This is a genomic window from Streptomyces sp. NPDC056224 (assembly GCF_042267665.1).
Lineage (GTDB): Bacteria > Actinomycetota > Actinomycetes > Streptomycetales > Streptomycetaceae > Streptomyces.
The window spans coordinates 1-23,774 of the sequence record NZ_JBHJTK010000038.1 but is presented as its reverse complement, the minus strand read 5'-3'; the positions used below and the strand labels follow the sequence as shown (position 1 = coordinate 23,774).

Genomic DNA, 23,774 nt, shown 5'->3' with positions numbered 1-23,774 from the left:
CTGTCCGTCAAGACCACAATTCGGTCAGGGGAGTTCGGAAAACGGACGATCCCCGGTACGGGGTTTCCGTACCGGGGATCGGGGGAGCCGGGTGAGCGCTGCCCGGGAGTCCTACGCGGGCTCGTGCGCCGGTGTCGCGGCAGGGGCCGGCGTCATCGCGAGCGCCGCCCGGGAGCGCCGGGACGTACGCAGCGCGTCCCAGGTCAGGACGGCGAGGGCGGCCCACACCAGGGAGAATCCGGCCCAGCGCTCGGGCGGCATCGCCTCGTGGAAGTAGAGGACGCCGAGCCCGAACTGGAAGACCGGGGCCAGATACTGGAGGAGCCCGAGGGTGGACAGCGGGACCCGGATCGCCGCGGCGCCGAAGAACACCAGCGGGATCGCGGTGACCAGCCCGGTCGCGGCCAGCAGGAGCGAGTGGCCGACCCCGTGCGAGGCGAAGGTGGACTGGCCCTGCGCGCCCAGCCACAGCAGGTAGCCGAGGGCGGGCAGGAACAGCACGGCCGTCTCGGCGGTCAGCGACTCCAGCCCGCCCATGTTGAGCTTCTTCTTGATCAGCCCGTACGTCGCGAAGGAGAAGGCCAGGATCAGCGAGATCCACGGCGGCCGCCCGTAGCCGATGGCCAGCACCAGCACGGCGATGAAGCTGACGGCGACCGCCGCCCACTGTGCGCGGCGCAGCCGCTCACCCAGGACCAGGACGCCGATCGCGATGCTGACCAGCGGATTGATGAAGTAGCCGAGGCTGGCCTCGACGACCTGACCGTTGTTGACGGCCCAGATGTACAGGCCCCAGTTCACGCTGATCACCGAGGCGGCCAGCGTGGTCAGGCCGAGCTTGCGGGGCTGGCGGAGCAGCTCCCGTACCCAGCCCCAGCGGCGCAGCGCGAGCAGCGCCACCCCGACCACGGCCAGGGACCACACCATGCGGTGGGCGAGGATCTCGACCGCACCGGAGGGCCTGAGCAGCGGCCAGAAGAGGGGGACCAGCCCCCACATCCCGTAAGCGCCGAATCCGTAGAGCAAACCCGTGCGCTGTTCGTTCTCCGCCTTCACGTGGCCTCCTGTGCGACTTCAAGCCAACCTGACGACGGTATCGCCGCAGGGGCCGGATGTCATGCCCGTTCCGGGGAGATACTCATGACACCCGCAGGGGCTTGCGTGGGACCTCAGGCCAGTGCGGCGGCGATCGCCTCGGCCACAGGGGTCGTCGGCCGTCCGATCAGGCGGGCCAGATCTCCGCTGGTCCCCGCCAGCCGGCCGCGCGCGATCGCGGCGTCCACGTCGACGATGATCGCCGCGAAGCCCTCGGGGACCCCGGCGCCGGTCAGGACCGACAGGTGCTCCGCCGCCGGCACCTCCGCGTACGCGATCTCCTTGCCGGTCTGCGCCGACAGCTCGGCCGCGTACTCCGCCAGGCTCCACGCGGTGTCGCCGGAGAGCTCGTAGACCCGGTTCAGGTGGCCCCCGCCGGTGAGCACCACGGCCGCGGCGGCCGCGTAGTCGGCGCGCGCCGCGGAGGCGATCCGGCCCGCGCCCGCACTGCCGACGACCGCGCCGTGCTCCAGGGCGGTGGCCAGGTTCCCGGTGTAGTTCTCGTGGTACCAGCCGTTGCGCAGGAAGGTGTAGGGGATCCCGGAGTCGAGGATGGCCTGCTCGGTCGCCCGGTGCTCGGCGGCCAGGTCGAAATCGGCCTCGGGGCCGCCGAGGACGCCGGTGTAGGCGAGCTGCGCCACACCCGCCGCCTGCGCGGCCTCCAGTACGGCGGTGTGCTGCGCGACGCGGCGGCCGATCTCGTTGCCGGAGATCAGCAGGACCCGGTCGCCGGCCCGGAAGGCGGCGGACAGCGCCGCCGGGTCGTCGTAGTCGGCCACGCGCACCTCGACCCCGCGGGCGGCCAGGCCGGCGGCCTTCTCCTCGTCACGGACGACGACGGCGACACGGTCTGCGTCGACGCGGGTCAGCAGTTCCTCGACGACGAGACGTCCGAGGGCTCCGGTGGCTCCGGTGATGACGATGCTCATGAGTGTTCTCCTCGCTGGAACGGCGCCTAGTAGTGCCACCCTACGGTAAGCGCTAACTTTTTGAAAGCGCTAGCTTTCGGTGGGTATGCCGAAGCCCGGACCTCCTGGGAGATCCGGGCTTCGCTCCGTGCGCGAGGGCGCGTGGTGTCGCGCCGCGGTGCGTGGCGGCGTGGCGGGGGCGTGGGTCAGCCGACGACCGTCCAGGTGTCGCTGCCGGTCAGCAGGGTCGCGAGATCACCCTTGCCGTTGCGGTCGATGGCCATGTCGAGCTGCTCGGACATGAGCGTGTCGTAGACGGGCCGTTCGACGTCGCGGAAGACACCGATGGGCGTGTGGTGCAGGGTGTCGGGATCGGCGAGGCGGGAGAGCGCGAAAGCGGTCGTCGGGCTGGTGCCGCGCGCGTCGTGGACCAGGATCCGCGACTCGTTCTCGGGGGTGACCGCGACGACCTCGAGGTCACCGGTCGCGGGATCCCGGACGACGCCCTTGTTCGCGTCGGTCCCGAAGCGGATCGGCTGCCCGTGCCTCAGCGGGATCACGGCCTCCTGCGCCTGGCCCTTGTCCTTCAGGACCTCGAAGGCCCCGTCGTTGAAGATGTTGCAGTTCTGGTAGATCTCCACCAGCGCCGTGCCCTGGTGGTCGGCGGCCGCGCGCAGCACCTCGGTGAGGTGCTTGCGGTCGCTGTCCACCGTCCGCGCCACGAAGGAGGCCTCCGCGCCGATGGCCAGGGACACCGGGTTGAAGGGCGCGTCCAGGGAGCCCATCGGAGTCGACTTGGTGATCTTGCCGATCTCCGAGGTGGGGGAGTACTGCCCCTTGGTCAGACCGTAGATCCGGTTGTTGAAGAGCAGGATCTTGAGGTTGACGTTCCGCCGCAGGGCGTGGATGAGGTGGTTGCCGCCGATGGACAGGGCGTCGCCGTCACCCGTGACGACCCAGACGGAGAGGTCGCGGCGCGAGGTGGCCAGGCCGGTGGCGATGGCCGGCGCGCGGCCGTGGATGGAGTGCATCCCGTAGGTGTTCATGTAGTACGGGAAGCGGGAGGAGCAGCCGATGCCCGAGACGAAGACGATGTTCTCCTTCGCGAGGCCGAGCTCGGGCATGAAGCCCTGGACGGCCGCGAGAACGGCGTAATCGCCGCAGCCGGGGCACCACCGGACCTCCTGGTCCGACTTGAAGTCCTTCGCGGACTGCACGGCCTCGGCCTTCGGCACCAGCGACAGCAGGGTGGGGGCGTCGGTCACCTCAGTCATTGATGGCCTCCTCGAGAACCTTCGCGAGCTGCTCCGCCTTGAACGGCATTCCGTTGACCTGGTGGTACGACTGGGCGTCGACCAGGTATTTCGCCCGGATCAGGGTGGCGAGCTGCCCGAGGTTCATCTCCGGCACCACTACCTTCCCGTAACGCTTCAGAACCTCGCCGAGATTCCCCGGGAAGGGGTTGAGGTGGCGCAGGTGCGCCTGTGCGATGGGGTGTCCGGCCGCGCGCAGCCGGCGCACCGCGGCGGTGACGGGGCCGTACGTGGAGCCCCAGCCGATGACGAGGGTGCGCGCGCCGTCCGGGTCGTCGACGTCGAGGTCGGGGACCTCGATGCCGTCGATCTTGGCCTGCCGGGTGCGGACCATCAGGTCGTGGTTGGCGGGGTCGTACGAGATGTTGCCGGTGCCGTCCTGCTTCTCGATGCCGCCGATGCGGTGTTCGAGGCCCGGTGTGCCGGGGACCGCCCACGGGCGGGCCAGGGTCTCCGGGTCGCGCTTGTAGGGCCAGAACACCTCGGTCCCGTCGGCGAGGGCGTGGTTGGGCCCGGTCGCGAACTTGACCTTGAGGTCGGGCAGGTCGGCGATGTCGGGGATCTTCCAGGGCTCGGATCCGTTGGCGAGGTAGCCGTCGGAGAGCAGGAAGACCGGGGTCCGGTAGGTGAGCGCGATCCGGGCCGCGTCCAGCGCCGCGTCGAAGCAGTCCGCGGGGGTGCGCGGCGCGACGATGGGGACGGGGGCCTCGCCGTTGCGTCCGTACATCGCCTGGAGCAGGTCGGCCTGCTCGGTCTTGGTGGGCAGCCCGGTGGAGGGCCCGCCGCGCTGGATGTCCACGATCAGCAGCGGCAGCTCCAGGGAGACGGCCAGGCCGATCGTCTCGGACTTCAGCGCCACACCGGGACCGGAAGTGGTGGTCACGCCCAGGGCCCCGCCGAAGGCGGCTCCGAGGGCGGCGCCGATGCCGGCGATCTCGTCCTCGGCCTGGAAGGTCCGCACGCCGAAGTTCTTGTGCCTCGACAGCTCGTGCAGGATGTCCGAGGCCGGGGTGATCGGGTACGAGCCCAGGTAGAGCGGCAGATCGGCCTGCTGGGCGGCGGCGATCAGCCCGTAGGACAGCGCCAGGTTCCCCGAGATGTTGCGGTAGGTGCCGGTCGGGAACGCCTGGCTGGCGGGGGCGACCTCGTAGGAGACCGCGAAGTCCTCCGTCGTCTCCCCGAAGTTCCAGCCCGCCCGGAACGCGGCCACGTTCGCCTCGGCGATGTGCGGCTTCTTGGCGAACTTCTGCCGCAGGAACTTCTCCGTACCCTCCGTCGGCCGGTGGTACATCCAGCTCAGCAGGCCCAGCGCGAACATGTTCTTGCTGCGCTCGGCCTCCTTGCGGGAGAGGCCGAAATCCTTCAGCGCCTCGACGGTGAGGGTGGTCAGCGGGACCGGGTGGAGGTTGTAGGCGGCGAGGGAGCCGTCCTCCAGCGGAGAGGTCTGGTAGCCGACCTTGGCCATGGGGCGCTTGGTGAACTCGTCGGTGTTGATGATGATCTCCGCGCCGCGCGGCACGTCGCCGATGTTCGCCTTCAGAGCGGCCGGGTTCATCGCGACCAGCACGTTCGGGGCGTCACCGGGCGTGAGGATGTCGTGGTCCGCGAAATGCAGCTGGAAGGACGACACCCCGGGCAGGGTTCCGGCAGGGGCGCGGATCTCGGCGGGGAAGTTCGGGAGCGTGGACAGATCGTTGCCGAACGACGCCGTCTCCGAGGTGAACCGGTCACCGGTGAGCTGCATGCCGTCACCGGAGTCACCCGCGAATCTGATGATCACACGATCGAGACGGCGGACTTCCTTGCTGCCCGGACTCGCCGGGATGCGCTGTCCACCGACAACCGCACCCCCTGCCCCGTCGGCCTGCTCGGCCGGGCTACTGACCTGGCTGGTCACTGAACTGGACCTCCTTCGAGGCGTGGGCACCCCCAGAACCAACCCTACGACGGTCGGCGCTCCGGCGGCGGCCACATTCTGGACCGTTGGACCGCCCATTGAGACGGCCGACCGGTATGCCATATCTGACAGAGTGTCAGTCGATCAAGACTTCAGGTAGGTGAGAACGGCCAGTACGCGCCGGTGATCCCCGTCACTCGGCGACAGGCCCAGCTTCATGAAGATGTTGCTGACGTGCTTCTCCACCGCTCCGTCGCTCACGACCAACTGCTTCGCGACGGCGGAATTGGTGCGGCCTTCGGCCATCAGGCCGAGCACCTCGCGCTCGCGCGGGGTCAGCCCCGCCAGCACGTCCTGCTTGCGGCTGCGGCCGAGCAGCTGGGCGACGACCTCGGGGTCCAGGGCGGTACCGCCCCGGGCCACCCGTACCACCGCGTCCAGGAACTCCCGGACCTCGGCCACCCGGTCCTTGAGCAGATACCCCACCCCCGTGCTGGAACCGGCCAGCAGCTCGGTGGCGTACTGCTCCTCCACGTACTGGGACAGCACGAGCACGCCTATCCCGGGGTGCTCGCGCCGCAGCCGTACGGCGGCGCGCACTCCTTCGTCGGTGTGCGTCGGCGGCATCCGTACGTCGGCCACCACCACATCCGGCAGCGCGTCCTCTGCCGCCAGCTCCGCCACCGTCTTGATCAGGGCTTCCGCGTCCCCGACGCCGGCCACGACGTCATGCCCCCGGTCGGTCAGCAGCCGGGTCAGGCCCTCCCGCAGCAGCACCGAGTCCTCGGCGATGACCACCCGCACCCTGTCGTTCACGATTCAGCAGCTCCCGCGTCCATTCGTTCCCGCACTCCCTGGCACAGCCAAGCATCCCAGTCCCAAGGCCGGATCAAGGCAGGGCCGGACCAACGAGTGGGCCTACGGGGGGAGTTTTCGCACGGGGGAAGAAGACCGGGAGGCGCCGAGCGCCCGCCGGGACGTTCCCGGACGCCTGCCGGAGGTGCCCGGGCGCCTGCCGGGAGGTTCCCGGACGCCCGCCGGGAACATGCCGGGGGGCCTGCCGCGGGCGCCGGGGCGCCCGCCGACAGGCCCCCCGGGACTCGCTAAGGCCGCCAGGGGAGCTCGGCGGTGACCGTGGTCCCCACACCGACGGGGGAGTCGACGACCAGCACCCCGTCCACGGCGTCCAGTCGCTCGGCCAGCCCCGCCAGCCCCGTTCCGGCCCCCGCTGCAGCGGCGCTCGCCCCGCCCCGGCCGTCGTCGGCGACCTGGACCAGCAGCCGCTCCCCGGACTTCCACACGTCCACGCTCGCGACCCGCGCCCGCGCGTGCCTGCTGATGTTCTGCAGCAGCTCGGAGACCGTGAAGTACGCGATCCCCTCGATCGACGCCGCGGGCCGGGCCGGGAGGTCCACGGTCACCCGTACCGGAACGGCGCACCGCGCGGCCACCGAGGACAGCGCCGCGTCCAGGCCCCGGTCGGTCAGCACCGCCGGGTGGATCCCCCGGGCCAGGTCGCGCAGCTCCTGGAGGGCGATCTTCACCTCTCCGTGGGCCTCGTCCACCATGCGGGCGGCGGCCCGCGGATCCTCCGTGGCCTTCTCCTTGGCCAGCCCCAGATCCATCGCGAGGGCCGCCAGCCGGGCCTGCGCCCCGTCGTGCAGATCGCGCTCGATGCGCCGCAGGTCGGCGGCGGCGGTGTCCACGACCACCCCCCGGCCGGACTCCAGCTCGCTGACGCGGCTGTCCAGCCGGGACGGCCCGAGCAGCCCGCCCACCACGACCCGGTCGACGGTGGCCAGCGCCCGGATCACCCAGGGCGTGGCGAGCGTGAGCGCCAGCCCCACGAGGGAAGTGAGGGCGATCTCCGCGGGCGAGTCCAGGAAGAAGGAGTAACCGTCGTTCTGGAAGAGCTGGAGGCCGGGCTGGTCGGTGAAGGCGGGGAAGACCCAGAACCAGACCGGGTACAGGAGGTAGGCCCACCCCGACGCCCACAACGTCAGTGCCACACAGAAGCCGAACACCGCCCACGGGAAGTGGATCACCGAGTACAGCGCGTGCCGCCAGGCGCTCCCGCTCTTGAGCAGGGCGCCCATCGCGGAGAGCGGGCCCTTCTTCTCGGCCCGGATCCGCGCCGGCTCGCCGATGTCGGTCCCGAGCAGGCCGCGCACCCGGGCCCGCTCCAGGTGGCCGAACCCGCGGCACAGGGCGAGCACGCCGGCGAGGACGGGGACCCCGAGGAAGGTGACGAGCAGTCCGGCGCCGAGGCTCAGGCCCGTGACGGCCAGCGAGAAGTAGAGGATGCTCAGCGGCAGCCCGATCAGCAGGTACCCGAACTCGCGCCAGGTCCGCCGCTCGACAGGAGCCCGCAGCACCGCGCCGATCCCCCCGCCCGCGCCGGTTCCCCTGCCCGTACCGATGCCGTTGCCCATGGTCCCGACCCGCCCTTCCCGTCTCCTCGTTACCCCTCCACCCTGTCGGCCGCGCCCCACGGGAACCATGCGGCGGGTCGGTCTCCCGGACGGGGGGTTAACCCCACCCCGGGGAGGGCGCCGCACCCGGACGCCGGACGCCGGACGCCGGACGCGGAACGGGACCCCCGCCATCCCGGACGGGAGTCCCGATCAACGCCGAGGGCGGGGGCCCAGCTACGCGCGGTCGCGCCACGGCAGCTCCGCCGTGACCACGGTCCCCTCACCCTCGGGAGAGTGCACGACGAAGACCCCGTCCACGGCGCCCAGCCGCTCGGCCAGCCCCGCCAGCCCGCTCCCGCCGGAGGTACCGGCCCCGCCCCGCCCGTCGTCCGACACCCGGATCAGCAGCCGCGGCCCCGTCCGCCACACCTCCACGCTCGCGCCCTGCGCCCGCGCGTGCTTGCTCACGTTCTGCAGCAGCTCCGACACCACGAAGTACGCGATGCCCTCGATCGCCTCCGCCGGCCGCGCCGGCAGGTCCACCGCCACCTTCACCGGCACCACGCACCGCGCCGCCACCGACGACAGCGCCGCGTCCAGCCCCCGGTCGGTCAGCACCGCCGGATGGATCCCGCGCGCGAGGTCCCGTAGCTCCTGGAGCGCCAGCTTCACCTCCCCGTGGGCCTCGTCGACCATCGCCGCCGCGCCCTCCGGGTCTTCCAGCAGCTTCTCCTTCGCCAGGCCGAGCCCCATCGCGAGGGCCACCAGCCGGGCCTGCGCCCCGTCGTGCAGATCGCGCTCGATGCGCCGCAGGTCGGCCGCCGCGGTGTCGACGACCACGCCCCGGTCGGACTCCAGCTCCGCGATCCGCCGCTCCAGCTCGTCGGACGGCGACAGCAGCCCCCGCACCATCGCGCGGTCCGCGTTCGCCAGCATCCGCACCACGTACGGAAGCACCGGCCACAGCACGAACAGCCCGCTCAGCGCTACCGTGAAGGTGAGCAGCCCCCACGGGAGCCGGACGAGCTGGTACAGCACCGTTCGCCAGCCGACCGGGTCCTTGATGCTCGTCCACAGCCAGGGGAAGAACCCGCCGGCCCGCCGCGGGCCGGGAATCGGCGTCGGCTCGTCCACCCGCACGCCCAACAGCGCCCGGGCCCGCGCCCGGTCCAGGCGTCCCAACTGCCGAGACAGATAGAGACCACATGCGAGCAGCGGAAGTCCGACCGCGGTCACGGACAGCACGCCCGTGCCCGTCACCATGACGACCGCGTAAACAAAACCGATGATCGCCAGCGGCAGGTTGCTGACCAGATGGGCGATCTCCTTCCACGTCACGGCGCTGAAGACGGCGCGGACGGGCGGAGGCCGGTCGTTGTCGGGGATGCCCTGGCTCGTGGTCATGCGGGACAGCCTGCCAAGCGCCGTCCGCTCGTGCCATGGGGTGGCCGGGGTGCTGTGAACGGGGGATAACCCCACCCCGTGTGAGGCAGGCCCTAGACTCCCGCGTGTAACAGATCGTCGACAGTGACCGAGGAGCGAGGAACGGACGTGCCCGAACCAACGGTATCGACCGTAACCGTGCTCGCGGCGGACTACTTCCGGAGTTATTCGGTCGTCGGCCTGCTGGCGCTCATCGGCGTGCTCTTCGTGGCCGTGGCCTTCGGCGCCGGCCGCCTGCTGCGGCCCGTGGTCCCGACCCCCGAGAAGCTGCTGACGTACGAGTGCGGCGTGGACCCGGTCGGCGAGGGCTGGGCGCACACCCAGGTCCGCTATTACGTCTACGCCTTCCTCTACGTCATCTTCGCCGTCGACTCGATCTTCCTGTTCCCGTGGGCGACGGTGTTCGCCGCCGCCGGTTACGGCGCCACGACGCTGGTGGAGATGTTCATCTTCCTGGGCTTCCTGGCCGTCGGCCTGCTCTATGCGTACAAGAAGGGCGTCCTCGAATGGACGTGACACCGCAGCCCGTGATGCTCCCGGAGCCCAAGCGCCTGGGAGTGCTCTCCCGCCTCGCCCCGGAACCGATGAAGGTGGTCCTGAACTGGGGCCGCCGCTACAGCCTGTGGGTCTTCAACTTCGGCCTCGCCTGCTGCGCCATCGAGTTCATCGCCGCGTCGATGGCCCGCCACGACTTCATCCGCCTCGGCGTCATCCCCTTCGCGCCCGGGCCCCGGCAGGCCGACCTGATGATCGTCTCGGGCACGGTCACGGACAAGATGGCTCCGGCCGTGAAGCGCCTCTACGAGCAGATGCCGGAGCCGAAGTACGTCATCTCCTTCGGCGCCTGTTCCAACTGCGGCGGCCCGTACTGGGACTCGTACTCCGTGACGAAGGGCGTCGACCAGATCATCCCCGTCGACGTGTACGTACCCGGCTGCCCGCCGCGTCCGGAGGCCCTCCTCCAGGGCATCCTCAAGCTCCAGGAGAAGATCGCCCGCGAGTCGCTGGCGGACCGCTACGCGTCGGGTCCGTCCGTGGCCCAGCTGACGAGCGGCCTGGTCACACCCCCCGGGGCCGACGCGTGAACCTCTACGACTCCCTTCCCGACGCGGCGCCGACGGTCTTCGGCGAAGAGGCCGTGGGCTCGTCCTCGTACGACGTCCTGACGGTGGACGTTCCGGTCGGCTCCTGGATCTCCTCCCTGGAGATCGCCCGGGACAAGCTGGGCTGCACGTACTTCGACTGGCTGAGCGCGGTGGACGAGCCGGGCACCGGCTTCCGGATCTGCGCGCACGTCGTCTCGCTGGAGAACCACCGCGTACGCCGCCTCCTGCTGCGCACGACCGTCCCGCACGCCGCGCCCTCCCTCCCCTCGGCGGTCGCCGTGTACGCGGGCGCGGAATGGCACGAGCGCGAGACCTTCGAGATGTTCGGGGTCGTCTTCACCGACCACCCGCACCTGGTCCACCTCCTCCTCCCGGAGAACTTCGAGGGCCACCCGCTGCGCAAGGACTTCGTCCTCGCCGCGCGCGTCGCCAAGGCCTGGCCCGGCGCCAAGGAGCCGGGCGAGGCCCACGATCCGGATGCGCCCAAGCGCCGCCAGATGCTCCCGCCGGGCGTCCCGGACCCCAACGACTGGGGTCCGATGAAGGGCCAGCTCCCGCCGGCCCCCGCCCGGCCGGCCCGCACCCCGCGTGCCGCCGGCGCGGCCGCCCGTGCCCCGCGCGAGGGCGCCCCGGCCCGCCGCACCCGCTCGGTCGCGGACGGCTCGGCCACCCAGCCGACGGACACCGGGGCAGTCGCCGCCCCGCCGACCGGGGCAACCGCAGCCCCGCCGACGGAGGCCCAGCCCCGCCCGCCCCGCCGCACCCGCTCGGTCGCGGACGGTTCGGCGAGCCAGGCCGTGCCGGCTGCCCCGGAGGCTTCGGGGGAGGCCCCGGCTGCTGTTCCGGCCGTGCCGGAGGGCGAGGCCGTCCGCCCGGTGCGCCGCACCCGCTCCGCGGCCGACGGTTCGGCGAGCCAGGCCGCGTCGGACACCGAGGGCGGAGCCGAGGCAGCGGCACCCGCGCCGGAGGCGGCCAGGCGGCCGGCCCCGCGCAGCGCCGACGCGCCCTGGCACCATCCGAAGCCCGCGTTCGAGGAGCCCCCGGCGAAGCCGGACACGGCCGGACCGCAGCCCGAGGCCGAGTCCGAGGCCCCGGTACCTCCTCCGGAGACGGGTCGGCCCGATCCCACGCCTGAGACCCCCGACCCCACCCCCGACCCCGACCCCACCCCTGACAACGGAGGCGACGCGTGAACGACGTCCTCGACGTCGCCCTGCGGCTGATCGTCGTCTTCGCCGTCTTCCTCGTGCTCCCGCTCGTCGTCGGGCAGACCGAGCACAAGGTGATGGCCCACATGCAGGGCCGCCTCGGCCCCATGTACGCGGGCGGCTTCCACGGCTGGGCCCAGCTCGTCGCCGACGGCGTGAAGTTCGCGCAGAAGGAAGACATCGTCCCGGCCAACGCCGACCGGCGGATCTTCCAGCTCGCTCCCGCCGTCGCCCTGCTCCCGTACCTCCTCGTCCTCCTCGCCATCCCGATCGGTCCGGGCGAAGGCGCGGTCGGCCAGGCCATCGACGCGGGCCTGTTCTTCGTGCTCGCCGTCATGGGCGTCGGAGTCCTCGGCTCCCTCATGGCCGGCTGGGCCTCGGCGAACAAGTTCTCCCTGCTCGGCGGCCTGCGCACCGCCGCCCAGCTGCTCGCCTACGAGCTCCCCATGCTGCTCGCCGCCGCTTCGGTGGCCATGGCGGCCGGGACGGTCTCCCTCCCCGGCATCGTCGAGGGCTTCCAGTGGTGGTGGCTGCCCTGGCAGATCACCGGCGCGCTCGTCTTCTTCACCGCCGGCCTCGCCGAACTGCAGCGGCCCCCCTTCGACATGCCCGTCGCCGACTCCGAGATCATCTTCGGCGCGTACACCGAGTACACCGGCCTGCGCTTCGCGCTGTTCCTGCTCGCCGAGTACGCCGGCATCGTCGTCCTCTGCGCCCTCACCACGGTCCTCTTCCTCGGCGGCTGGCACGGACCCTTCGGCGCCGACGGTCTCGGCTGGGTCTGGACCCTGCTCAAGACCGCGATCCTCGCCTTCGTCGTGATCTGGCTGCGCGTGAGCTACCCGCGCCTGCGCGAGGACCAGCTCCAGAAGCTCGCCTGGACCGCACTCATCCCGCTCGCGCTCGCCCAGATCGCGCTCACCGGCATCGTGAAGGTGGCGATGAACTGATGCCCATCCCCGGATCCGGCCTCGCCAAGGGCCTTGCGGTGACGCTGCGCACGATGACGAAGCGCTCGCACACCGCCCAGTACCCCGAGGTCCAGCCCCAGCTCCCGCCCCGCAGCCGCGGCGTCATCGGCCTGTTCGAGGAGAACTGCACGGTCTGCATGCTGTGCGCCCGCGAGTGCCCCGACTGGTGCATCTACATCGACTCCCACAAGGAGACGGTCCCGGCCCCCACCCCCGGTGGCCGTGAGCGCAGCCGCAACGTCCTCGACCGCTTCGCCATCGACTTCTCCCTCTGCATGTACTGCGGCATCTGCATCGAGGTGTGCCCCTTCGACGCCCTCTTCTGGTCGCCGGAGTTCGAGTACGCGGAGACCGACATCCACGACCTGACCCACGAGCGCGACAAGCTCCGCGAGTGGATGTGGACCGTCCCGGCCCCGCCCGCACTGGACCCGGCCGCCGAGGAGCCCAAGGAGATCGCCGCCGCGCGCAAGGCCGTGGAGAAGGCCGAAGCAGCCGCAGCCGCAGCGGCGGCCGCCGCTGCCGAAGCCGCCGCTGCCGAAGCGGCCGAGGCGACGGCCGCCGAGCCGACCAGACCCGATCCGCAGACCAGCCCGGAGACAGACGCGTGACCCCCGCAGCCACCCTGGCAGCAGCCGCCACCGCCACCGGGCCCGGGTTCCTCTCCCCGGCCGGCGTCGAGATCGCCTTCCTCCTCGTCGGCCTCGCCACCCTCGGCGCGGCCCTCGTCACGGTCACCACCAAGCAACTGGTGCACGCCGCCCTGTGGCTGGTCGTCGCGCTCGGCGGCATCGCCGTCGAGTACCTGCTGCTGACCGCCGAATTCATCGCCTGGGTCCAGGTCCTGATCTACCTCGGCTCCGTGGTCGTCCTCCTCCTCTTCGGGCTGATGCTCACCAAGGCGCCCATCGGCCGCTCCCCGGACGCCGACTCCGGCAACCGCTGGGTCGCGTCCGGCGTCGCCGGCGTCGCGGCCGTCGCACTCGTCTGGGTCGTCGTCGACGCCTTCCGCACCACCTGGATCGACCTCGACGGCCCCGTCCAGGGCTCCACGAAGGTCTCCGGCGAGATCCTGTTCCAGCACTGGGTGCTGCCCTTCGAAGCGCTCTCCGTCCTCCTCCTCGCGGCCCTGATCGGCGCCATCGTGCTGTCCCGCAGGAACGAACCCGCCGTCGCCGGTGTCGGCACCGGCGACAAGAAGGGGCAGCGCTGATGCACCTCGCCTACCCCGCCGTGCTCGCGGCGCTCCTCTTCTGCACGGGCCTGTACGGAGTACTCGCCCGCCGCAACGCCATCCTGGTCCTGATGTCCGTCGAGCTGATGCTCAACGCCGTCAACCTCAACCTGGTGGCCTTCGACGTCTGGCTGCGCGACACCCTGCACGCGGGCCAGGCCCTCACCCTCTTCACCATCGCCATCGCCGCCGCCGAGATCGGCATCGGCCTCGCGATCGTGCTGATGGTGTACCGCAACCGCGGCACCTCGGACGTCGACCGGCTCCGTGACACCGCCGAGGGCCACGAGCCCGCCCCGAACAACCAGAGCGAGGTCACCGCGTGAGCACCACGACCCTCGCCGTCCTGGTCCCCCTCCTCCCCTTCCTGGGCGCGGTCGCGGGACTGTTCTTCGGCCGCACCGCCCCCGGGTTCGTCCGGCCCCTCGCGATCCTGCCGACGCTCGGCGCCGCCGTACTGGCCGTACTCGTCGCCGTCCGCCAGGGCGGCGGCCGGCCGATCGAGACCGTGACCGAGCTGACTCCGACCGGCTCGGTACCGATCGACCTCTCGCTCTACATCGACGGCTTCGCCGCGCTGGTCGCCGTCCTGGTCGGGGTCGTCGCCACCTGCGTACAGATCTATTCGACGGCGTACCTCCGCGAGGACCCGCGCTACCCGTCGTACGCCGCTCTGGTCTCACTGTTCACCTCCGCCATGCTGCTCGTCGTCTACTCCGGCGACCTGATGGTGCTGCTGGTCGGCTGGGAAGTCATGGGCATCTGCTCGTACTTCCTGGTCGGCCACTACTGGGAGACCGAGGCGGCCCGCTCCGCCTCCCTGAAGGCGTTCCTCGTCACCAAGCTCGGTGACGTCCCCTTCCTCATCGGCCTGTTCGCGCTCGCCACGGACGCCGGCTCCTTCCAGATCACGAAGATCCTGGGCACCGTCGCCGCAGGCGGGCTCGACCACCCGACGCTGATCGCGCTGCTCCTGCTCGCCGGAGTCGCGGGCAAGTCCGCGCAGTTCCCGCTGCACACCTGGCTCCCGGACGCCATGGCGGGCCCCACCCCGGTCTCCGCGCTGATCCACGCCGCGACGATGGTCGCCGCCGGTGTCTACTTCGTCGCCCGCCTCCTCCCGGTCTTCGCGGCCTCTCACGCCGCGCTGGTGGTCATGGCCGTCATGGCGGCCGTCACGATGGTCGGCTCCGGCCTCGCCGCTCTCGCTCAGGACGACATCAAGCGGGTGCTCGCCTACTCCACGATCGGCCAGCTCGGCTACATGACCGGCGCCCTGGCCGTCGGCGACCGCGGCGCCGCCGTCTTCCACCTCCTGTCCCACGGCGCCTTCAAGGCGCTCCTGTTCCTCGGCGCAGGCGTGATCATCCACGCCGCCGGTACGAACTCTCTGGCCGCCATGTCCCGAATGGACGGCCTGGCCAAGCGCATCCCGGACGCGTTCTGGACGATGACGATCGCGCTGCTCGCACTCGCCGCCATCCCGCCGTTCGCCGGCTTCTTCTCCAAGGAAGCCGTCCTCGTCGCCGCCGAGCAGACCGTGACCGGCCACTCGGACTTCGCCCCCGAAAGCGCCGGCTGGGTGGTGCTCGTCGCCGGTGTGCTGACCGCCCTGCTCACCGCCGCCTACGCCACCCGGCTGTGGCTGATGGCCTTCCGCGGCCGGGGCGCGGCCGCCCCGGACCACGGCAGGGAGCCCGTCGCCATGACCGGCGTGCTGTGGCTGCTCGCGATCCCGTCGATCGGCCTCGGCCTCGCGGCGGACTCCCTCGCCGACTGGTTCGACGGCAGGGAGCTCACCCCCACCCTGGTCACCTCGATCCTCGGTACGGGCGCAGCGGTCGTCGGTGTGATGCTCACCTACGCCCTCTGGCAGCGCGCCACGGTCAAGGCCGTCGCGGGCGGGTACGGAACGGGCCTGTCCGCGTCCGCCGCCGCCGCGGAGTCCGCCGCCGAGACCCCCGAGGTCGCCGAGGTCACCCACGACCACCCCGCCGTCCCGGCCGGCGCCGCCCCCGACCCCGGCAAGGCGCTGCTCGGCCCGCTGCACCGCCACGCGGCCGACGGCTTCCACCTCGACGCCGTCTACGACCGGCTGTTCGTCCGCCCCGTCCGCGCGGCGGCCGGCCTCGTCCGCTTCCTCGACCGCGAGGTCGTGGAGACGTACGTCCGCGCCGCGGGCGCCGGTCCCCGGCTGCTCGGCGGCCTCGTACGCCGTGCCCAGACCGGCAACGTGCAGAGCTACCTGAGCGCCCTGCTCGCCGGTGCCGTGGTCCTGGCGATCGCCACCGCCGTCCTCGCCAACGTCAACGCCGGATCGTGAGCCGTGAGTCAGCCGTGATTGATATCAGCCCGTCCGTGATGCAGTTCCTTCTGGCGTTCATCGTGGCCGCACCGCTCCTCGGCGCCGCCGCGGCCCTCCTGCCGGCGCCGCCCGGCCTGGGGGGCCGCGGCCCCGGACAGGCCGTGCTCCGCCACGGCGTGACCGTGACCGGTGTCATCCTCGCCGCGACGATCGCCCTCGCGCTGGGCTTCGACCACGACGCCCCGTCCCGCTTCCAGGCGACGACGGACATCAGCTGGATCCAGGCGCTGAACGTCCGGATCCACCTCGGCATCGACGGCATCTCGCTCCCCCTCCTCCTGATGACCGCGCTGCTGTTCTTCCTCTGCGCGCTCTACAGCTACTTCAAGTTCCCCGACGGCCCCTCCCCGAAGGCCTTCGTCGCGCTGCTCCTCGTCCTCGAATCCGGCACCCTCGCGACCTTCGCCGTCCTCGACCTGCTGCTCTTCTTCCTGGCCTTCGAGATGGTCCTCATCCCGATGTACTTCCTGATCGCCCGCTGGGGCGGTGCTCAGCGGCAGGCCTCCGCCTGGAAGTTCATCCTCTACACCCTCCTCGGCTCCGTCGTCATGCTGCTCGGTCTGCTGCTGATCGGACTGAAGAGCGGCACCTTCGACATGGTGGCACTCGCCTCTGACAACGGCCGCGAACTGTCCCACACCACCCAGCTCCTGGCCGTCCTGGCCATCGGCCTCGGCCTCGCCGTGAAGACCCCGATGTGGCCGCTGCACAGCTGGCTGCCGGACGCGCACACCGCCGCGCCCACCGTCGGCTCCGTCCTGCTGGCAGGCGTCCTGCTCAAGATGGGCACGTACGGGTTCGTCCGCATCCTGCTCCCCATCACCCCCGACGGCATGGCCACCTTCGCCCCCTACCTGGGCGCCTTCGCCGCCGTCGGCATCGTCTACGGATCCCTCGCCTGCCTCGCCCTGGCCCGCAAGGGGAACAAGGGCGACCTCAAGCGCCTCATCGCGTACTCCTCCGTCGGCCACATGGGCTTCGTGCTCCTCGGCATCGCGTCCATGACCCCCACCGGCGTCAACGGCGCGCTCTTCGCCAACATCGCCCACGGCCTGATCACCGGCCTCCTCTTCTTCCTGGTCGGCGCCCTCAAGGACCGCTACGGCACCGCCGACCTCGACACCCTCGCCGGAGCCACCGGCGCCGCCCTCTACGGCCGCGCCCCCCGCCTCGGCGCCCTCCTCGCCTTCGCCGCCGTCGCCTCCCTCGGCCTGCCCGGCCTGGCCGGCTTCTGGGGCGAGATGCTGGCCCTCTTCGGCGCCTTCGACCCCGCCGAGGGCCTGTCCCGCCCGGCCTTCCTCACCTACATGGCCGTCGGAGCGTTCGGCACCCTGCTCACCGCCGCCTACCTCCTGATCGTCGTACGACGCGTCTGCATGGGCGACCCGCAGACCGGCCCCGAGCTCGCCGTCGCGGACATCCAGCGCTACGAGTTCGCCGCCTGGACCCCGCTCGCCGCCCTCACCGTCCTCGCCGGCCTGTGGCCCGCGGTCCTCCTCGGCCTCACCGACCCGGCCGTCCAGAAGCTCCTCGCAGGAGGCAACGCATGACGGCCCTCACGGTCCTCTCCGCCGAGACCCCCAGCCTGGTCCAGTCCGTCGACTGGCTCGCCCTCGCGCCCGTGGTGATCACCGTGGCCGTCGGCCTGGCCGTCCTGATCGCCGACCTCTTCCTGCCCGAGCGCGCCAAGCCCGCCCTCGGCTGGGTCTCCGTCGCCGGCCTCGCGGCCGCGACCGCCACTCTGCTGCCGCTGCGCGCCGGCGACCGCAGCACCTTCTGCCTCACCGCCGACCCGGCCGCCTGCAGTTACACCGCCGACCACTTCGCGCTCGTCATCCAGTTCCTGGTGCTGGCCGGAGCCCTGCTCACCGCCCTGCTGTCGGTCACCGCCGTCCGCGACGCGCGCATGCCCGCCGGCGAGTACTGGTTCCTGCTGCTCTCCTCCGCCGCCGGCGCCGCCCTGCTGCCCGCCTCCCGCGACCTCGCCACCCTGATCGTCGCCCTCGAAGTCGCCTCGCTGCCCGCCTTCGCCCTGGTCGGCATGCGCCGCGGCGACCGGCTCTCCTCCGAGGCCGCCCTCAAGTTCTTCCTCTCCTCCGTCACGGCCACCGCCGTGTCGCTGATGGGCGTCAGCTTCGTCTACGCCGCCACCGGCTCCCTGCACCTCACCCAGGTCGCCGACCGCCTCGAAGACGTCCCCGGGCAGCTCGACACCCTCGCCATGGCCGGCGTCGCGCTCACCCTCGTCGGCTTCGCCTTCAAGACCGCGGCCGTCCCCTTCCACTTCTGGGTCCCCGACACCTATGTCGGAGCCCCCCTGCCCATCGCCGGGTACCTTTCGGTGATCGGCAAGGCGGTCGGCTTCACCGGCCTCATCCTCGTCACGGTGATCGCCTTCCCGGCGTACTCCGAGATCTGGGGCCCGGCCCTGGCCGTCTTCGCCGCACTCACCATGACCGTGGGCAACGCCGCCGCGCTGCGACAGTCCGCCGACCGCCCGCACAGCGCCGTACGGCTGCTCGCCTGGTCCTCGGTCGGCCAGGCAGGCTACCTGCTGGTCCCGATCGCCGCGGCCGCGTATTCCGGCCGCGACCAGATCGGCGCCACGGTCGCCTACGCGCTGATGTACGCCGTCGTGAACCTGGGCGCCTTCGCCGTGGCCGCGCTGGTCGCCCGTACGAAACCGCTCAACCGGATCAGCGACTACCGCGGCCTGTACGCCGAGCGCCCACTGGCCGCCCTCTCGCTGGCCTTCTTCCTGCTCTGCCTGGCCGGCCTGCCGCCGGGCATCATCGGCCTCTTCGCCAAGGTCACCGTCTTCCAGTCCGCGGTCGACGCGGGCCTGGGCTGGCTGGCCGTGGTCATGGCGGTCAACGTCGTCATCGCCCTGTACTACTACCTGCGGTGGACCGCGCTGCTGTTCCGCGCCCCCGAGGGCGCGGTCGAAGCCCGCACCAAGGCTCCCTGGCCGGTCACTGCGGCCATCGTGCTCACCGGCGTGACCGCCGTGGTCCTCTCGGGCGCCCCGCAGCTGGTCCTGCGCGTCGCGTCGGGCAGCCTCTTCCCGCAGTAGCCCGTTCGGAGCAACGTCCCCGTCCGCCCCGCCGCCCCCGCCTCGGGGGCGGCGGGGCGGACGTGCGCCGGGAACCAGACGCCTCCACCTCGCGTTGACGGGGAAGGGAGGGTCCACTGGACCGTAGGCCCTCGCTCCGGGTCCCCCGCCGCACCACTTGGAGGGCGTACCGTGCACCGCCGGCACAACGGGCTCAAGACCGCCGTACTCCTCGGCGGGCTGTCCGCACTCATCATCGTCATCGGAAGCTTCTTCGGACGGACCGGCCTGATCGTCGCCGTCCTCATCGCCCTCGGGACCAATGCGTACGCGTACTGGAACAGCGACAAGCTGGCTCTACGCGCGATGCGCGCGCGCCCCGTCAGCGAGTTCGAGGCCCCCGAGCTCTACCGCATGGTGCGCGAGCTCTCCACCTCCGCGCGCCAGCCCATGCCCCGCCTCTACATCTCGCCCACCGAGGCGCCCAACGCCTTCGCCACGGGCCGCAACCCGCGCAACGCCGCGGTCTGCTGCACCGAGGGCATCCTGCGGATACTCGACGAGCGTGAACTGCGCGGAGTCATCGGCCACGAGCTCAGCCACGTCTACAACCGCGACATCCTGATCTCGTCGGTCGCCGGAGCCCTCGCCTCAGTGATCATGTTCCTGGTGAACTTCGCCTGGCTGGTACCGGTCGGCCGCTCGAACGACGACGAGGGTCCGGGACTCTTCGGCATGCTGATGATCATGATTCTGGGCCCGCTGGCCGCCTCCGTGATCCAGCTGGCCATCAGCCGCTCCCGTGAGTACGAGGCCGACGCGTCCGGCGCGCAGCTCACCGGGGACCCGCTCGCCCTCGCGAGCGCCCTGCGCAAGCTCGACGCGGGCACCAAGCAGCTCCCGCTGCCCCCGGAACCCCGCCTGGAGGCGGCGAGCCACATGATGATCGCCAACCCGTTCCGCCCCGGCGAAGGTCTTTCTAAGATGTTCTCCACACACCCTCCGATGGCCGAGCGCATCGCCCGGCTCGAACAGATGGCAGGACGCCGACAGTGAAGACCATTCTGAACGTCATCTGGCTCATCCTCAGCGGCATCTGGCTGTTCCTGGGCTATGTCCTCGCGGGTGTGCTGCTCTGCATCACCATCATCGGCATCCCCTTCGGCGTCGCCGCCTTCCGCATCGCCGTCTACGCCCTGTGGCCCTTCGGGTACACGACGGTCGAGCGCCGCGATGCCGGAGCCGCTTCCTGCATCGGCAACGTCCTGTGGCTCGTCCTGGCGGGCTGGTGGCTGGCCATCGGCCACATCGTCACCGGACTCGCGCTGTGCGTCACGATCATCGGCATCCCGTTCGGCATCGCCAACTTCAAGATGGTTCCGCTCTCCCTGCTCCCGCTGGGCCGCGAAATCGTCCCGACGGACGCCCCGTTCGCCTCTCGCTGACCCCGTCCCCGGCCGGGTTATCCACAGGCCGGGCGGACTGTCGGTGGAGTGGGTCACCATGAACGCATGAACGAGACCGAGCAGTTGCTGGAGCAAGTCGCAGACCGCGTGCGCAACTGCGCGCACCCGCAGGCAAAGCCCTCAGCGCGAAATCGAGTATGCCTTCGGCGTGGGCGATCTCACCGCTGGACAGCGGTGCTGCCCACCGCGCCCTCCACCCGCGTCGGCGACGGTGGATTCGGCCCGGAGCCCGGAGTGCTGTCCCCGGGTCAGGCTGTCCGTACGCATGAGGCGCAGCGCGCGTCAGGGTGGCGCCGGCCGGAGGCCGTTGTGGCGATAGCCGACTCCGGCTGCCTGGCCCCCCTTGGGCGAGTTCAGGCCCCGTCGCTGAACCGTCGGCGCATTCCGTAGGCCAGTGCGCCGACCGCCAGCACCGCCGCCCCCGCGACCGCCGAGGCGAGGGGCAGCGCGCAGGCCAGCACCACACAGCCGGACAGCCCGACCGCTGCCACGGCCCGGCCCTTGACACCTGAATCGAGTGTCCACGCGGAGGCGTTCGCGATCGCGTAGTAGGCCAGCACTCCGAAGGAGGAGAAACCGATCGCGCCCCGCAGGTCGGCGGTGGCCGCGAGCACCGCCACGACCGCGCCCACTGCCAGCTCGGCATGGTGCGGCACCTGGTGCCGGGGATGTACGGCGGCCAGGGTGCGGGGCAGATGGCCGTCCCGGGCCATGGCCAAGGCCGTGCGCGAGACCCCGAGGACAAGGGCCAGCAGCGAGCCCAGCGCGGCCAGGGCCGCACCCACCCGGACGACCGGGGCCAGCTCCGGCCGGCCGGCCGCCCGGACCGCGTCGGCCAGCGGCGCTGCCGACCCCGCCAGCCCGTCGGCGCCGAGCACCGACAGAGCCGCCACCGTCACGGCGGCGTACACCAGCAGCGCGATCCCCAGTGCGAGTGGCACCGCCCGGGGGATCGTCCGCTCCGGGTCACGCACCTCCTCGCCCAGGGTGGTGATCCGGGCATAGCCCGCGAAGGCGAAGAACAGCAGCCCGGCCCCCTGCAACAGTCCGACCGCACCCGAGTCCGCGCCGCCGAGCCGCCCGGCGTCGGCGGCGCCGGAGGACAGGCACACCACGACCACGCCGGCCAGCACCGCCAGTACCGCCGCCACGATCAGCCGGGCCAGCCTGGCCGACTTCTGCACGCCGCCGTAGCTCGCGGCCGTCAGCGCCACCACCGCGGCGACGGCCACGGCCTGCTGCTGCCCGGGCCAGAGGTACGCGCCGACGGTCAGGGCCATCGCCGCGCAGGAGGCCGTCTTGCCGACCACGAACCCCCAGCCCGCCAGATATCCCCAGAAGGGCCCGAGCCGCTCGCGCCCGTAGACGTACGTGCCGCCGGAGGACGGGTACCGGGCGGCCAGCCGCGCCGAGGAGTGCGCGTTGCAGTAGGCCACCAGGGCCGCCAGCGCGAGGGCTCCGAGGAGCGCTCCGCCCGCCGCGCGTGCCGCCGGGGCGAGCGCGGCGAAGATCCCGGCGCCGACCATCGCGCCGAGCCCGACCACGACCGCGTCAAAGACTCCCAGGCTGCGTTTCAACTCGTTGGTCACGGGGCGGAGGGTAACCGCCCTAGATGACGCCTTCCCGGCCGGGGAGCGGCATCCGCGTGCGCTCCCACCCCTCCAGGGCGGTCAGGCAGGCGTGGTCGAGATGGCGCAGCCCACTCAGGTCGAGCCGCACCGGCTTCCCGTGAGGAAGCGCGTCCAGGGCGTCGAGCAGCTTGGGCAGCCTCAGGAAGCTGGCGTTCCCCACGACCCGCACGCACAGCTCGCCGTCCTCCCACACCTCCTCGATGTGCACGTGGGAGGTTTCCCAGGCCGCCTTGGCGACGGCGAGCCCCAGGCCGACCAGCACTCCCTCGAAGAGATTGGTGACCACGATCGCGCAGGCCGTGGCCACCAGCACCACCGCCTCACCCCGGTGCGTCCGCCACAGCGAGGCCACCGCCCGGGCCGGCAGCAGCTTCCAGCCCGCATGCAGCAACACCCCGGCCAGCGCGGCGAGCGGTACGGCTTCCAGCACCTGGGGGAAGGCCACGGCGAAGACCAGCAGCCAAACGCCGTGCAGTACCCGGGCCGCCCGGGTACGGGCCCCGGCCTCCACATTGGCGGCGCTGCGCACGATGACGGCGGTCATCGGCAGTGCCCCGAGCAGCCCGCACACGCTGTTGCCCACGCCCTGGGCGACGAGTTCGCGGTCGTACTGCGTCCTCGGCCCGTCGTGCATGCGGTCCACGGCGGCGGCACTGAACAGCGTCTCGGCGGAGGCGATCAGCGCCAGCGCGATCACGGTCCCGACCGCCCCGACGGAGGCCAGCACGCCGAAGTCGCCCCAGGCGGGCGGGGAGACCGCTTCCAGTACCCCGGTCACCCGCACCTTCTCCACGGGCAGCCGCAGCAGGGCGGCCACGGCGGTGGCGGCCGCCACCGCCACCAGGGCGCCGGGTACGAGTCGCAGCCGCGCCGGCATCCGGCGCCACAGCGACAGGACGGCGATGGTCCCGGCCCCGAGTGCCACGGCGGCCCAGTCGGCCTGCGCCCCGAGCTCGTGCACCCCGCCCAGCTTGGCCAGGGTGTGCCCCGGAGCCTCCACACCGCCCAGCGCGTAGAGCTGCCCGGAGATCAGCACCAGCCCGATCCCGGCCAGCATTCCGTGCACGACGGCGACGGAGATCGCCCGGAACCACCGTCCGAGCCGCAGCACCCCCATGCCCAGCTGCACCACCCCGGCGGCGAGCACCAGCACGCCGAGCGCGGGCAGGCTGTGCGCCTGCACCGCCTCGTAGACCAGCACCGTCAGTCCGGCCGCGGGCCCGCTCACCTGAAGCGAGCTCCCTCGGAACCACCCGGTGACCAGTCCTCCGACCACGCCGGTGACGATCCCCAGCTCCGCCGGTACCCCGGAGGCGATGGCCACCCCCACGCAGAGAGGTATCGCCACCAGCGCGACGACGACGGACGCCCCGAAGTCTTCGCGAAACGTGCCGGCCCCAGGCATGTGAGAACCCCCTGTCACGCGGTGGATGGATGCACCACCCACCTTGCCGGGGCGCACCCGGGCCGCCCAAGTGACCACAGGGGCCCGCGATGGCGCACGCGCTGCTCACGCCCCGCACACACCTCCGCAACCCCGCAACCGCCGCGGGCCCGGGGGGCGGGGGGGCCCCCCGGGCCGGGGGGGGGGCGGGGGGGGGGCGGGGTGAGCCGGTGGTGAAGCACAGGGTGGCCCGGGGGGGGTATAAAAAAAAACCGCCCCCCCGAGAA

21 protein-coding genes are annotated in these 23,774 nt (G+C 71.8%); 12 read left to right on the top strand and 9 right to left on the bottom strand.

Annotation, left to right across the window (positions count from 1 at the left end; all coding sequences use genetic code 11):
- Positions 1 to 111: 111 nt before the first annotated feature.
- The 7 genes from rarD to ACFCZ1_RS30410 form a co-directional block, all read right to left on the bottom strand.
- Positions 112 to 1,056: an EamA family transporter RarD gene (rarD, locus tag ACFCZ1_RS30440; protein ID WP_376681482.1), complete on the bottom strand. Its 945-nt coding sequence runs from the start codon at positions 1,054 to 1,056 to the stop codon at positions 112 to 114.
- A 113-nt stretch (positions 1,057 to 1,169) separates the two neighbouring features.
- Positions 1,170 to 2,024, bottom strand: a complete 855-nt coding sequence (locus ACFCZ1_RS30435) for an SDR family oxidoreductase (RefSeq protein WP_376681481.1) — start codon at positions 2,022 to 2,024, stop codon at positions 1,170 to 1,172.
- Positions 2,025 to 2,209: 185 nt separating this feature from the next.
- A complete protein-coding gene (locus ACFCZ1_RS30430) occupies positions 2,210 to 3,277 on the bottom strand; it encodes a 2-oxoacid:ferredoxin oxidoreductase subunit beta (RefSeq protein WP_376681480.1) in 1,068 nt (355 codons plus the stop codon).
- Positions 3,270 to 5,213, bottom strand: a complete 1,944-nt coding sequence (locus ACFCZ1_RS30425; protein ID WP_376681479.1) for a 2-oxoacid:acceptor oxidoreductase subunit alpha — start codon at positions 5,211 to 5,213, stop codon at positions 3,270 to 3,272. Before ACFCZ1_RS30425 ends, ACFCZ1_RS30430 begins: the two co-directional genes overlap by 8 nt.
- 144 nt (positions 5,214 to 5,357) lie before the next feature.
- Positions 5,358 to 6,017 carry a response regulator transcription factor gene (locus ACFCZ1_RS30420; protein ID WP_356812075.1) on the bottom strand — a complete coding sequence of 220 codons (660 nt, stop codon included), beginning with the start codon at positions 6,015 to 6,017 and terminating at the stop codon, positions 5,358 to 5,360.
- Positions 6,018 to 6,316: 299 nt separating this feature from the next.
- Entirely contained in the window at positions 6,317 to 7,645 is a 1,329-nt protein-coding gene (locus ACFCZ1_RS30415) for a sensor histidine kinase (protein ID WP_376681478.1), read from the bottom strand.
- A gap of 216 nt (positions 7,646 to 7,861) precedes the next feature.
- A complete protein-coding gene (locus tag ACFCZ1_RS30410; protein WP_376681477.1) occupies positions 7,862 to 9,031 on the bottom strand; it encodes a sensor histidine kinase in 1,170 nt (389 codons plus the stop codon).
- A 147-nt stretch (positions 9,032 to 9,178) separates the two neighbouring features.
- Between ACFCZ1_RS30410 and ACFCZ1_RS30405 the strand changes: the two genes are divergently transcribed.
- From ACFCZ1_RS30405 to ACFCZ1_RS30350, 12 genes are all read left to right on the top strand, one after another.
- Positions 9,179 to 9,586 (top strand): NADH-quinone oxidoreductase subunit A, encoded by a 408-nt coding sequence (locus ACFCZ1_RS30405; protein ID WP_376681476.1) that lies wholly within the window; start codon positions 9,179 to 9,181, stop codon positions 9,584 to 9,586.
- Positions 9,577 to 10,155 (top strand): NADH-quinone oxidoreductase subunit B, encoded by a 579-nt coding sequence (locus tag ACFCZ1_RS30400; RefSeq protein WP_376681475.1) that lies wholly within the window; start codon positions 9,577 to 9,579, stop codon positions 10,153 to 10,155. The genes ACFCZ1_RS30405 and ACFCZ1_RS30400 overlap by 10 nt, the downstream gene beginning before the upstream one ends.
- On the top strand, positions 10,152 to 11,369 hold the full coding sequence (locus ACFCZ1_RS30395; RefSeq protein ID WP_376681474.1) for an NADH-quinone oxidoreductase subunit C: 1,218 nt from the start codon (positions 10,152 to 10,154) through the stop codon (positions 11,367 to 11,369). The genes ACFCZ1_RS30400 and ACFCZ1_RS30395 overlap by 4 nt, the downstream gene beginning before the upstream one ends.
- Positions 11,366 to 12,334: an NADH-quinone oxidoreductase subunit H gene (locus ACFCZ1_RS30390; RefSeq protein ID WP_376681473.1), complete on the top strand. Its 969-nt coding sequence runs from the start codon at positions 11,366 to 11,368 to the stop codon at positions 12,332 to 12,334. The genes ACFCZ1_RS30395 and ACFCZ1_RS30390 overlap by 4 nt, the downstream gene beginning before the upstream one ends.
- Complete coding sequence (locus ACFCZ1_RS30385; RefSeq protein WP_376681519.1) at positions 12,331 to 12,966, top strand: NuoI/complex I 23 kDa subunit family protein; 636 nt, start codon at positions 12,331 to 12,333, stop codon at positions 12,964 to 12,966. Before ACFCZ1_RS30390 ends, ACFCZ1_RS30385 begins: the two co-directional genes overlap by 4 nt.
- On the top strand, positions 12,963 to 13,568 hold the full coding sequence (locus ACFCZ1_RS30380) for an NADH-quinone oxidoreductase subunit J (RefSeq protein WP_376681472.1): 606 nt from the start codon (positions 12,963 to 12,965) through the stop codon (positions 13,566 to 13,568). Before ACFCZ1_RS30385 ends, ACFCZ1_RS30380 begins: the two co-directional genes overlap by 4 nt.
- On the top strand, positions 13,568 to 13,915 hold the full coding sequence (gene nuoK, locus ACFCZ1_RS30375; protein WP_030298116.1) for an NADH-quinone oxidoreductase subunit NuoK: 348 nt from the start codon (positions 13,568 to 13,570) through the stop codon (positions 13,913 to 13,915). The genes ACFCZ1_RS30380 and nuoK overlap by 1 nt, the downstream gene beginning before the upstream one ends.
- Entirely contained in the window at positions 13,912 to 15,912 is a 2,001-nt protein-coding gene (locus tag ACFCZ1_RS30370) for an NADH-quinone oxidoreductase subunit L (protein ID WP_376681471.1), read from the top strand. The genes nuoK and ACFCZ1_RS30370 overlap by 4 nt, the downstream gene beginning before the upstream one ends.
- 38 nt (positions 15,913 to 15,950) lie before the next feature.
- Positions 15,951 to 17,504 carry a NuoM family protein gene (locus tag ACFCZ1_RS30365; protein ID WP_376681518.1) on the top strand — a complete coding sequence of 518 codons (1,554 nt, stop codon included), beginning with the start codon at positions 15,951 to 15,953 and terminating at the stop codon, positions 17,502 to 17,504.
- A complete protein-coding gene (locus ACFCZ1_RS30360) occupies positions 17,501 to 19,027 on the top strand; it encodes an NADH-quinone oxidoreductase subunit N (RefSeq protein ID WP_376681470.1) in 1,527 nt (508 codons plus the stop codon). The genes ACFCZ1_RS30365 and ACFCZ1_RS30360 overlap by 4 nt, the downstream gene beginning before the upstream one ends.
- Before the next feature lie 171 nt (positions 19,028 to 19,198).
- On the top strand, positions 19,199 to 20,062 hold the full coding sequence (gene htpX / locus ACFCZ1_RS30355; protein WP_376681469.1) for a zinc metalloprotease HtpX: 864 nt from the start codon (positions 19,199 to 19,201) through the stop codon (positions 20,060 to 20,062).
- Complete coding sequence (locus ACFCZ1_RS30350; protein ID WP_376681468.1) at positions 20,059 to 20,451, top strand: YccF domain-containing protein; 393 nt, start codon at positions 20,059 to 20,061, stop codon at positions 20,449 to 20,451. The genes htpX and ACFCZ1_RS30350 overlap by 4 nt, the downstream gene beginning before the upstream one ends.
- 374 nt (positions 20,452 to 20,825) lie before the next feature.
- Here the strand turns inward: ACFCZ1_RS30350 and ACFCZ1_RS30345 are convergent, their stop codons facing one another.
- Both ACFCZ1_RS30345 and ACFCZ1_RS30340 read right to left on the bottom strand, forming a co-directional pair.
- The gene (locus tag ACFCZ1_RS30345; protein ID WP_376681467.1) at positions 20,826 to 22,061 is read right to left on the bottom strand and encodes an APC family permease; all 1,236 of its coding nucleotides are present in this window, start codon (positions 22,059 to 22,061) and stop codon (positions 20,826 to 20,828) included.
- 19 nt (positions 22,062 to 22,080) lie between these two features.
- Positions 22,081 to 23,508, bottom strand: coding sequence for a SulP family inorganic anion transporter (locus ACFCZ1_RS30340; RefSeq protein WP_376681466.1), 1,428 nt, complete (start codon positions 23,506 to 23,508; stop codon positions 22,081 to 22,083).
- Between the last annotated feature and the right edge of the window lie 266 nt (positions 23,509 to 23,774).